11 protein-coding genes are annotated in these 10448 nt (G+C 65.5%); 1 reads left to right on the top strand and 10 read right to left on the bottom strand.

What is annotated here, in order from left to right; all coding sequences use genetic code 11:
- Nucleotides 1-515: 515 nt before the first annotated feature.
- The 9 genes from CFB24_RS18500 to CFB24_RS18460 all read right to left on the bottom strand — a co-directional run bounded on the left by CFB24_RS18500 (nt 516) and on the right by CFB24_RS18460 (nt 8639).
- On the bottom strand, nt 516-1214 hold the full coding sequence (locus CFB24_RS18500; protein ID WP_141098504.1) for an FAD-binding oxidoreductase: 699 nt from the start codon (nt 1212-1214) through the stop codon (nt 516-518).
- Nucleotides 1215-1434: 220 nt separating this feature from the next.
- The gene (locus tag CFB24_RS18495) at nt 1435-1935 is read right to left on the bottom strand and encodes a Crp/Fnr family transcriptional regulator (RefSeq protein ID WP_088522122.1); all 501 of its coding nucleotides are present in this window, start codon (nt 1933-1935) and stop codon (nt 1435-1437) included.
- A 66-nt stretch (nt 1936-2001) separates the two neighbouring features.
- Nucleotides 2002-2475, bottom strand: coding sequence for a DUF3307 domain-containing protein (locus CFB24_RS18490; RefSeq protein WP_244593258.1), 474 nt, complete (start codon nt 2473-2475; stop codon nt 2002-2004).
- 33 nt (nt 2476-2508) lie between these two features.
- The gene (locus CFB24_RS18485) at nt 2509-3828 is read right to left on the bottom strand and encodes an HlyD family type I secretion periplasmic adaptor subunit (protein WP_088522121.1); all 1320 of its coding nucleotides are present in this window, start codon (nt 3826-3828) and stop codon (nt 2509-2511) included.
- An 84-nt stretch (nt 3829-3912) separates the two neighbouring features.
- On the bottom strand, nt 3913-5784 hold the full coding sequence (locus CFB24_RS18480; RefSeq protein ID WP_158255266.1) for a type I secretion system permease/ATPase: 1872 nt from the start codon (nt 5782-5784) through the stop codon (nt 3913-3915).
- A gap of 163 nt (nt 5785-5947) precedes the next feature.
- A complete protein-coding gene (locus tag CFB24_RS18475) occupies nt 5948-6379 on the bottom strand; it encodes a hypothetical protein (protein WP_088522119.1) in 432 nt (143 codons plus the stop codon).
- Between the two features lie 231 nt (nt 6380-6610).
- Entirely contained in the window at nt 6611-7039 is a 429-nt protein-coding gene (locus CFB24_RS18470; protein WP_141098503.1) for a hypothetical protein, read from the bottom strand.
- A gap of 133 nt (nt 7040-7172) precedes the next feature.
- Complete coding sequence (locus tag CFB24_RS18465; RefSeq protein WP_088522117.1) at nt 7173-7730, bottom strand: hypothetical protein; 558 nt, start codon at nt 7728-7730, stop codon at nt 7173-7175.
- 234 nt (nt 7731-7964) lie between these two features.
- A complete protein-coding gene (locus tag CFB24_RS18460; RefSeq protein ID WP_088522116.1) occupies nt 7965-8639 on the bottom strand; it encodes a hypothetical protein in 675 nt (224 codons plus the stop codon).
- A 146-nt stretch (nt 8640-8785) separates the two neighbouring features.
- Here CFB24_RS18460 and CFB24_RS18455 point away from each other — a divergent pair, with 146 nt between their 5' ends.
- Complete coding sequence (locus CFB24_RS18455; protein WP_088522115.1) at nt 8786-9490, top strand: Crp/Fnr family transcriptional regulator; 705 nt, start codon at nt 8786-8788, stop codon at nt 9488-9490.
- Here CFB24_RS18455 and CFB24_RS18450 read toward each other — a convergent pair.
- A complete protein-coding gene (locus CFB24_RS18450; protein WP_088522114.1) occupies nt 9464-10447 on the bottom strand; it encodes an adenylate/guanylate cyclase domain-containing protein in 984 nt (327 codons plus the stop codon). The two genes, CFB24_RS18455 and CFB24_RS18450, sit on opposite strands and share 27 nt — an antisense overlap.
- Nucleotide 10448: the final 1 nt, after the last annotated feature.

Below are 10448 nucleotides of genomic sequence, written 5' to 3'. Positions count from 1 at the left end.
CCGCTCTCTGCCGATAGGCGGGCATATTTCTATGCCGCCTCCTGATTTTCCGGGGCATTGCCGATTTCGGCGCCGCGCCGGCGCGCGCCGACGCGGTCGGCGCTTTCCGCCTGGGCGAGGCGCTCGATCAGGGCGAGATCGACGTATAAAGCGTTCTCGCGCTCGATCTGCAGTGGCGTTGCGCGCGGGAACAGAATGCCCGAGCCGAGATTGCCGCAATAGATTGCAACGAGTATTCGCCGGCTTGCAGATAGAGCTTGTGGCCGCCCGATCCGGGCATTTTGGATATAATGACTCCGCCGTGCGGGCAGCGGCTTCCCCAGACCTAACGTTAAATCTGCCGGTCGCCGATCGGAGCGCGCGTGACACCGAGGAAATTGTCACATGGCGCTTGCCGCGGGTGAGCGCGACATAGGCGAGACGCCGTTCCTCGTCGGCGTCGCCATAGGTCGAGGGAATGATTCAGGCGCCGCGTCGATCTCCACCGATGCCGTGGGCCGCGCCGGGATCGCCGTTCAAGGCGTCGCTTCCAGTTCCGCAGCGACGAACGGCTCGGCGTAACAGAGAGCGCCCGCAGTCCGCGCGACGGAGGCGACGCCCTCGACCAGCAGCGGCGCGCCGAACGCATGGACGATGTCGTCGGGGGAGAGCCGCGGCATGAACACGAGGGGATTGTTGATCCAGAAAGCCGATTGCGGCTTGTCCGCCGCCCGGATGACCGGATGGACGCGCACGTTCGGGCAGGCGGCGAGCCGCACCAGCGCGTTGGCGAGGTAAAGGTCGCCGCGGTGCTTCGCCTCGGCGATGACGACGATCTCCCGCTCGGCGTTTTCACGCAAGGCGGCGTGAGCGATGGACCACACGGACGCAAACCCGGCGCCGCTCGACACGAGAACCAGGCGGTTGCTCAGGCCTGGCCGCAAGAAGGCCGAGCCCTCGGGTCGTGAGATCGACGCCTTTCGTCCGGGCCCGATCGCGGCGCCAAGCGCGCTGGAAACGCGACCATTGGCGACCCGCCGCACATGGAAGCAAATCTTCCTGTTATCGACGGGCTCCTTCAGCGGAACGGTCGGGCTGTAGACGCGGCTCGGAAATCCGGAAATGCAAACCTGTACATGCTGGCCGGGCAAAATCTCCAACTGTTCGTCGGTCGAAATCACGACCTTGACCATGTCGGCGGCCAGATTCCTGATCGCATGGACGCGGCCCGTCACGCTTCCGATTGAGGACGCCTTTTTGTCGGAGGGGACTGGTGCAAACGCCCCGCGCGCGGGGAGGGCAAACTGGGCGCTCTCGGCGCTGCATTCAACAGACAAATTCCGGGGAAACGAGCGAATGGCGAAGGACAAGCGAACCCCTGCTCACAATGTGTTGATTACTAAATATCGTTTATGTTCATGGCGGAACATTGTCGGACGCGTGTCCGCGATCCGTCTATTGCGGTTCGTCGAACCCCACGCTTTCGCTCACGCGATCCGCCAACCCGGCGATACGCGCGTTGGCGCCGCGCAGCCGCCGGCAAAGCTCGCGGTTGATATTGAGCAGCACCATGACGTAGGCGTGGACGTCGGCCTTGTAGTAGGCGTAAAGGCTCTGGGCTGAAAGCTCATATAGAACGGTGTCGCTTTCTGCGACGACCGTCGCCGATCGGTTCTGCATCTCGATCAGCGTCATTTCGCCGAAGAAATCGCCCGGCCCGAGCGCCGCCATGCGGATCACACGGCCGGACGCGCCGATCTTGCTCACGCCAAGCTTGCCGGCGTGAACGACATACATGGAACGCCCCGCCTCTCCCTCCGACACGACGATGGCGCCTGCGTCAAACCTGCGTTCGACCAGCATGGAGACGAGAATGTCGAGGCGTGCGTCCGACAGGCCCCCGAAAAACGGCGTGGAGACCAGAAATGTCTTCAGATCGGACGAACTGACAGCCATGGGCCAATATACACCCGCTCTACGGACGTGAAAATCGCACTCCCCGTAAGTTGAAGCAGGGGGCGGTCAAGGTCCCGCCGCGCCGCGGGCGGCGGCGATCCAAAGGGCGAAGATGAAATGCGTCAGCGCGTGCAGGGTTTGGTCGGTCCCGAGCAGCCACCAGAAAATCTGTTGGTCGGGCGTCGCCGACCAGCGGCGGGCCAGCACGGCCTTGACGCGGTCGAGCAGGAAATGAACGAAGAAGTCGACGACGGCGAACCAGGAAAGCGCGGGCGCGAGCGCAAGACAAATCGCCAGCGTGCCCGCGGCGTGGACGCCCGCATGGACGGACAGCGGCAAGACCCATCCCACCGTCTTGGTCTTGCCCAGCGCCATCCATTTCGTCTGCAGGAAAAAGTCGGTGATGAGATGTTTTGCGAGAAAGGCGACGACTGACACAATCAGCCAGACTGTCGAAAGTTGCTGTGGAAGCCCGACCATCACACGCCTCTTGGGCATGACGCCAAGGATTGGCATTTCCGACGACAACGCGGCGTCCATGGGCGCCGCCTCCGGCGCCCATGACTCGAATCATCACTTTTCGCGGAACGCCAGTCCGATCTTGTCGGTCAGCGGCTGCGTCAGATAGGCGATCACACGCCGCGCCTCGCCACGGATCAGGACTTCGGCGGGCATGCCGGGGAATAACGCCTTGCCCTGCAGCTTCGTCGCCTCGGACGCGGGCACGTCGATCTTCACCATGAAATAGGGCTGTCCGGTGCGCTCATCCTTCAACTGGTCCGGAGAGACGCCGGCGACCACGCCCTCAAGCTCCGGCGGCGTTGAAACCTTCAGCGAACTCAGCCGCACGGTCGCGGGACGGCCCGCTTGGACTTCGTCGATTTCGGTCGGCGAGATCTTCGCCGTCACCAGGAGCGGATCGCCGTCGGGAATGATGGACATCACGGTCTGGCCCGGCGCGATCACGCCGCCGACGGTATGCACGGAAAGCTCGTTGACGTAGCCCGTACGCGGCGCCTTGATCTCCAGCCGCTGCAACCGGTCGAGCGCGGTCGTCCGCTCCTGCTCGGCCTGAGCGATCTTTTCCACGACGGTCTGCAATTGGGTCAGGATGTCGGACTGTCCGCTCTTTTTCACCTCCGCGATCTTGAAATTGGTTTCCGTCAGCTGGGAGCGGGCGCTGGCGATCCGCGCCTCGGCATCGCCAATCTGGCCATTGAGCCGGCTGACCTCCCGTTCCGTCTGGCGCAACATCGGGCGCCGCATCAGTCCCTTGCTGTCGAGATAACGCTGGTCCGCGAGATCGCCCGCGGCCTGCTGCATTTCTCCGCGCGTCGCCGAAAGCTGCTCATTCAGTCCGCGAATCTGGGTTTCGATCTGCGTGCGGCGCTCGGCGAGTTGCGCCAACTGGCTCGATCGCGCCGAGCGTTTTTCGTCCAGCAGCGCCTGCTGCGCCTTTATGCTCGTCTGCAACGTCTCCCGCGCCTCCAGCGACGCGGCCGGAGGCTTCGGCATAACGATCGCGGCCGCGTCCTGGCGCTCCGCCTCCAGCCGCGCGCGCTCGGCGATCAGTTCGATCAGCTTGCGCTCGCCAATGCTGGCGTCGCTGCTGACTTTGGCCGCGTCGAGCCGGATGAGGACCTGACCTTCCCGCACCAGGTCGCCGTCGCGGACAAACAGGGCGCCGACGATTCCGCCCTCGGGGTGCTGGATGTTTTGCGTGCTCGATTTGACCGCGAAGGCGCCGGCGGCGACGACCGCGCTGTCGATCCTGGTCGTCACGGACCATCCCACCACGCCGCCGCAAACAAGCGTCACGCTTGCCAGAAAGGCGCGCATCAGATTGCGGATGGACGTCTCGGTGTCTGCGAGGTCGGTGGTGAAATCGGTCAATTCGCCCTCCTGTTTGCGCTGGCGGGACTTGCCGCCGCCGACCGCGACTATGGCGGCGGCCGCGCGCCCGCGCTGTGAACCGCGTCACACGTTCGCGGCTTTCTGCGTCGCAGCCATTTTCCGCATCCGGGTCAGGTCAAGGCTGGCGACCGCAGGGCTGGCGCCGGAGCCAGCCGGGACGCTGGCCGGCTGCGCCGGCGCGGGCGCGGCGCCGCCGTTGACGACCTCGGCCGGCTTGTGCGGCTGGCCGGCGCGCGGGAACAGCGCCGCGAGCACGTGCTTTTTGCTGCCGAACATTTCCGCGCGTCCGCTGCGCAAGGACAGGATCTTGTTGGCCGCGAAGATCGCGCTGGGCCGATGGGCGACGATCACGACGATCTGGCCCGCCTGACGCATGCGCTGGATCGCCTCGTTGAGCGACTGTTCGCCCAGAGGGTCGAGGTTCGAGTTCGGCTCGTCGAGCACGACGAGGAACGGATTGCCGAACACGGCGCGGGCGAGACCGATGCGCTGGCGCTGGCCGCCCGACAGGGTCATTCCGCCTTCGCCCACCGGCGTGTCGTAACCCTTTGGAAAGGTCAGGATCATCTCGTGCACGCCGGCGAGACGGGCGGCGTCCACCACGTCCTTGGTGCTCGCTTCCTTGCGGAAACGCGCGATGTTTTCCGCGATGGTTCCGTCAAAGAGTTCGATGGTTTGCGGAAGATGGCCGATGGAGGCCGCCAGCGTTTCCGGCGAATAGTGCGAGATCATCGCATTGTCGAAGCGGATTTCCCCGCGCGCCGTCGACCACGCGCCGACGAGCGCGCGGACGAGGGTGGACTTGCCGCAGCCGCTCGGCCCGATGACGCCGAGGGCGTCGCCGGCTTCGATTTCAAACGACACGCCCGCCACCGTCGCGGCGGCGCACCCGGGCGGCGCGATGGCGATGTCGCGCACGGAAAGGGTCTTGCTCGGACGCGGCATGCCGTGCTGCTGCGCCTGCGCCTTGGGCAGGGACGAGGTCAAGGTCTTCACGCGCTTGAACGCCTGCCAGGCCGCGGTGGCGGAGGGAGCGTAGGCGATCGCCTGGTCGATGGGGGCGAGCGCGCGGCCAAGGATGATGGAGCAGGCCATCATGCCGCCGGGCGACATGTTCGAGTCGATGACGAGATAGGCGCCGAGCGCGAGCATTCCAGATTGCAGCACCAGCCGCAACGCCTTGGAAACGGCGCCGAACACGCTGGCCTGGTCCGCCTGGTCGCGGGCGTGGGAAATGGCGTTGACATAGCCGCCGCCCCAGCGTTTGCAGAGGTCGTCGCCCATGCTCATCGCCGCCGCGGCCTCCGAGTTGCGGCGCACGTCCATCAGAAGGCTGAAAGTCGAGACGGCCGACTGGTTGGCGTTGCGCAGGGTGGATTTCGTCAGCGCCTGGCTGGCGATGCTGAGCAGGACCAGCAGGCCGGCTCCTGCAAGCGCCATGGCCGCGAGCAAGGGATGAACGGCGTAGAGAACGCCGAAATAGATCGGAATCCACGGGAGGTCGAGCAGCGCCGACGGGCCGGGGCCCATCAGGAAATTGCGGACCGTCGCGAGATCCTGCAGCGGGTCGTGCTGGCGGGCGTGCGGCCCGAAATGCAGAGGCAACCGCAGCGTCGCCAGAAACAGCGAGGGGGCGAGCCTGTGGTCGAAGGTGATGCCGACGCGGGCCATGAGTTTTCCGCGCAGGCCTTCGAGAAAGCCGTAAAAGCAGTAAAGCAGCAGCGTCAGCGCGCACAGCGCGACCAGCGTCGGCACGCTCTTGCTGGTCAAGACCTTGTTGTAAACCAGCATCATGAACAGCGGGCCGGTCAACATCAGGACGTTGCCGATGCAGCTGACGCCGCTGACGCCCGCGAGCGGCGCGCGGAGGCCGCGAACGGCCTTGCTGAACTGCAGGTGCGGGTTTTCGGTCGGCTTGCTCGTGTGCGCTGCCATGGGTGATCCTTGCGGTATCGGGCGCCGATGCGCGCCCCTGTCACGAAGCATCGTCGAGAACGGCGCCGGGCGCTGTGAATTGCGCCACAGGCTTTTTGCATTCGCCGGAACATGAAACGGCCCCGCTTTTGGCGGGGCCGGCGTTTGCTCGCTTTGCGCCTGTTCAGATGGGATGCACGGTCATGCCGTGGTCGCCGCCGACGCTCTGGTGGGCTTCGGTCGCCACCCCGCCGAGCACGGCGTTGAAGGCGCCGTTGGCCACGCTCGCATCGACGTGCTGGCTCGCCATATTGTCGCCGCCGAGGCCGAAGCCGAACCCGTGGCCGCCGACGCTCTGACTGCCTTCGGTGAGGACGGGGCCGCCGATGAAGTTGCCCAGGCCATTGCCCACGGCGGCGTTCACGTCCTGATGCGCCGAATTATCGCTTCCGAGGCTGAACGAGGAGAAGCCATGATCACCCACGCGCTGGTCGCCCTCGGTGATGACGGAGCCGCCGATGGTGTTGCCAATGCCGTTGCCGACGCTGGACGTGACGGACTGGGAGGCGCTGTTGAGGTCGGAGCCGAAAGCGTTGAGCCAGGCAAGATCGGACATGATGTGTTTCCTTTGAGTTGAATTTTCGGTCTGATTTCAGGGTTTGCATCGCCGCGATGTCTTCTCGATCAGCGATGAGGACACTTTGCCCGCAACCGGCGCTCGGCGCTGTGAACTGCGCCACAGGGGCGTTTTTTCTTGCTGGCGTTTTTTTCTCGGCGGCGTTTTCCCGCGATGCGCACAAAAAAGGCCCCGCGCGGGCGGGGCCTTTGGAGTGGCGGATGGGCCGATTCAGGCGTGAAGGAAGCCGTGGTCCGCGACATGTTGCAGGCCGACCGCCTCGACATTGCCGCCGATGGCGTTGAAGGCGCCATTGCCTGCAATGAGGGTTGGCGTTTCCACGGCGACGTTGACGCCGCCGAACGGCGTCGACGCGTGAAAGCTGTGGTCCTGCCCGCCGACCTCTTGGCCGCCGAAAGCTGCCGCGTCGCCGCCGATCGTGTTGCCGACGCCATTGCCGGCGACGAGAGTGGGCACGTCCACCGCGACATTGACCGGTCCGAATCCGTTATAATGCCCGCTGTCGCCGACGTGCTGGTCGCCGGATGCGACGACCGAGCCGCCCACGCTGTTTCCAAGGCCATTGCCCACAACCGCCGTCGGCGCGTCCACGCCAATATTCAGTCCGGCGCCGAATGCATTGAGCCACGCATCTGTCATGATCATCTCCACTGTCTGTTTGCGTTTTCTCGCGTGGGTGAAATGCGCGGCGCAGTCGCCGCGGCGGCTGTTTCACCCGATAGGAAACGACCCCGCCTTTGGCGGGGCCGGCGTTTGGTCGCTTTGCTCCTGCTTAGATGGGATGCACGGTCATCATGCCGTGGTCGCCGCCGACGCTCTGGTGGGCTTCGGTCGCCACCCCGCCGAGCACGGCGTTGAAGGCGCCGTTGGCCACGCTCGCATCGACGTGCTGGCTCGCCATATTGTCGCCGCCGAAGCCGAAGCCGAACCCATGGCCGCCGACGCTCTGGCTGCCTTCGGTGATGACGGGGCCGCCGATGAAGTTGCCCAGGCCATTGCCCACGGTGGCGTTCACGTCCTGGTGCGCCGAGTTGTCGCTTCCGAGGCTGAACGAGGAGAAACCATGATCGCCGACGCGCTGGTCGCCTTCGGTGATGACGGATCCGCCGACGGTGTTGAAGGCGCCGTTGGCCACGCTCGCGTCAACGTGCTGGCTGGCCGAATTATCGCCGCCAAGGCTGAAGCCATGATCGCCCACGCGCTGGTCGCCCTCGGTGATGACGGAGCCGCCGATGGTGTTGCCAATGCCGTTGCCGACGCTGGACGTGACGGACTGGGAGGCGCTGTTGAGGTCGGAGCCGAAAGCGTTGAGCCAGGCAAGATCGGACATGATGTGTTTCCTTTGAGTTGATGAGTTTCAGGTCTGGTTTCAGGGTTTGCATCGCCGCGATGTCTTCTCGATCAGCGATGAGGACACTTTGCCTTCAACCGGCGCTCGGCGCTGTGAACTGCGCCACAGGGGCGTTTTTTCTTGCTGGCGTTTTTTCTCGGCGGCGTTTTTCGGCGATGCGCACAAAAAAAGGCCCCGCGCGGGCGGGGCCTGATGTGTTTTTTTGCGCGTCTCTCAGACGTGGTGGGCGAGATCGGCCGCCTGGGCCGAAACGAAGCTCTGCTGCGCCAACGCCTCGACGTCGCCGCCGATGTGAATCGCGCCGCCGCTCGCCACATTGAAGACGATGCTGGTCGCTTCGGACTGCGGGTGCGAAAGGCCATAATCGTGCGAGGACGACGCGCCGAACAGCGACGATTGAGACGACAGGGCTTCGACGCTGCCGCCGACATCGAGCGTTCCGCCGCTCGCCACGTTGAAAATGATGCTCGTGGTCTCGACTTGCGCGCCATGCGCAAAGCTTGCGGAATCATGCGACGAAAACCCGCCGTCCACCGACTGAAATCCCACGGTTTCGACATTTCCACCGACGCCGATCGCGCCGCCCGGAGCCGCATTGAACAGCACGCTGGTCGCATTCGAGACGCCGGCGAAGCCGGCGCCGGCGTCGTGGTCCGCGAATGTTTCCGCCTGACCGCCGCCGAGGACATGCGCGAACCCGCCAGCTTCGCTCCAGGCCGCATGTCCCCAGCCGAGACCGCCGCCGTGATCGGCCGGCGCATGCGCGTGACGCCCTTCATGCGCATGCCAATGATCGTGGCGCCCGAACCCGTCGTCGGGTCCGCCGCCAAAAAATTCTCCGCCAGGGCTGAAGTGACCGGACCGCTGCTCTATTTCCTCGACGCTCATGATTGGCTCCTTTCCCAATGAGGCCGCAGCAGCATGGGTCGCCGATCCGCCCCGGTCTGTGATCCGGGCCACACCCCCGTCTTCCTTTTCCCGTTTGCGGTTCTATTCTGGAGACGGCCAAGAGCTGTTCGCATCAGGAGCGCCACATGCAAGACCCTGCCGAGCCCTTGCTCCCGCGCCTGCAAGAGTTGGAGATCTTCCACAACGTCTCCGTGGAAGCGCTGGAGGATATTCAGCGCCGGGCGCCGCGACGGAAACTGCAGAAGGGCGAGCTCCTCTGCAATGTCGGCGATCCCTCCGACGCCCTGTTCGTCATTCTGTCCGGGCGGATGCGCATTTGGATCGCCTCGGCCTCCGGCGTCGAGGTGACGCTGAACGTCCTGGTCGCCGGGTCCATCTTCGGCGAGATCGGCATGCTCGACGGCAGCGTGCGCACGGCGGGCGCCTCCGCCATGTCGCCGGCGGAGCTCGTCAGCATCTCCCGGGCCACGTTTTTTCGCGCGCTGGAGCGGGACTCCCAACTCGCGCGAAATGTGATCGGACTGCTGTGCAGACGATTGCGCTGGACATCCGCGCGCATGGAGGACGCCGTCTTGCGCCCGGCGCCGCAACGGCTGGCGCGGCTCCTGGCGCATCTGGCCCAGGATCACAGCCGCCTGACGCGACGCGGCCACGAACTCACGCTGAAGCTGACTCAGGGCGAACTCGCCCAGTGGACGGCCATGTCGCGCGAAAGCTTGAACAAGCTGCTCAACCGCTGGATCGACGAGGGCGTCTTGTTCCAGGAGAAAGGCGTGCTGACGATCTGCAACGCGGAAATGCTCTCAGACCTGGCGGACGCCAGCGAGTGAGGCGCGGGCGTCCGCGATGAAAACCTGCTGGTCCGCCTTGGTGGGGATTTCCTTCGCCAGCGTCATGATGAGCTTGGCCGCATCCGGGTTCTCCATCGCCTTGCGGCGGACCAGAACCCTGGCCATCGGGCCGAGATGGGTGGTGAGAAGCAGCGCGAGCCGGCGGAGGCTGGCGTCGTCGATTCCGCCGCCGCGCGCGGGCGCGACGGCAGGCCCCGCCTCCATCGCCGGCGCGGCGACGTCCTTTGCGCGCGGCTCGATGGCGAGGGGATAGGCGGGCGGCGAAGTCGCGATCTCGTCGGCGTCTGGCGTTGGCGGGAGACGAGACGCCGGGGGCGGCCGAGGGATGGCCGGTCCCGGTCCGACCGTGCGGTCGAGGACCCCGCCCGCCGGGCGCGCGCCCGGCGGCGGGGGCGGCGAAACCGTGAATGTCTCGATGCGCCTGGCGCTGTGCTTGAGCCTGGGCACGCCGCTTTCGCTGAAGATGGCCGCGATATGGGACGCGACCGCGTCCAGCACCGCGGCCGAGACCAGGATGCCGCCGGGTTCCGCAAGGCTTTCGAGGCGAGAGGCGATGACCAGCGTCTCGCCGAACGGAAGCTCGTCCTGGAACAGGACTTCGCCGAGATGCACGCCGATTCGCAATTTGAGAGCGTGAACCTTGGGCTGGTCCCGAAGCCTCGCCTGGATCTGCAGCGCGCAGCGCACGGCGTCCACCGTGCTTTCAAACAATGCGAATATTCCATCGCCCGGCAGGCCAAAAAGCCAACCGCCGTGGGTCGCGAGTTCTTCGGTCGCGACACGGCGAACGAACCAGACGGAGTCGAGGGTGCGGGTTTCCTCGATGGAGACCATGCCGCCAAAATTGGCGACATCGGCCGCAAAGACCGCCCGCAGGCGGCGCCGGCGCAGGGCTGGCGCGCCGGGGTTCAGGCTTTGCGGCGGCGACTCCGGCATT

Origin of the sequence: Rhodoblastus acidophilus (assembly GCF_900187365.1) — a bacterium.
Taxonomy (GTDB): Bacteria; Pseudomonadota; Alphaproteobacteria; order Rhizobiales; family Beijerinckiaceae; genus Rhodoblastus; species Rhodoblastus acidophilus.
The sequence above is the reverse complement of the archived record's forward strand: the minus strand, read 5'-3'. Positions and strand labels throughout refer to the sequence as shown.

Coding starts and splice junctions, on each gene's coding strand:
- CFB24_RS18495 (WP_088522122.1), bottom strand. CDS start 1,935: ATGGCTGTCAGTTCGTCCGATCTGAAGACATTTCTGGTCTCCACGCCG.
- CFB24_RS18490 (WP_244593258.1), bottom strand. CDS start 2,475: ATGGACGCCGCGTTGTCGTCGGAAATGCCAATCCTTGGCGTCATGCCC.
- CFB24_RS18480 (WP_158255266.1), bottom strand. CDS start 5,784: ATGGCAGCGCACACGAGCAAGCCGACCGAAAACCCGCACCTGCAGTTC.
- CFB24_RS18475 (WP_088522119.1), bottom strand. CDS start 6,379: ATGTCCGATCTTGCCTGGCTCAACGCTTTCGGCTCCGACCTCAACAGC.
- CFB24_RS18470 (WP_141098503.1), bottom strand. CDS start 7,039: ATGACAGATGCGTGGCTCAATGCATTCGGCGCCGGACTGAATATTGGC.
- CFB24_RS18465 (WP_088522117.1), bottom strand. CDS start 7,730: ATGTCCGATCTTGCCTGGCTCAACGCTTTCGGCTCCGACCTCAACAGC.
- CFB24_RS18460 (WP_088522116.1), bottom strand. CDS start 8,639: ATGAGCGTCGAGGAAATAGAGCAGCGGTCCGGTCACTTCAGCCCTGGC.
- CFB24_RS18455 (WP_088522115.1), top strand. CDS start 8,786: ATGCAAGACCCTGCCGAGCCCTTGCTCCCGCGCCTGCAAGAGTTGGAG.
- CFB24_RS18450 (WP_088522114.1), bottom strand. CDS start 10,447: ATGCCGGAGTCGCCGCCGCAAAGCCTGAACCCCGGCGCGCCAGCCCTG.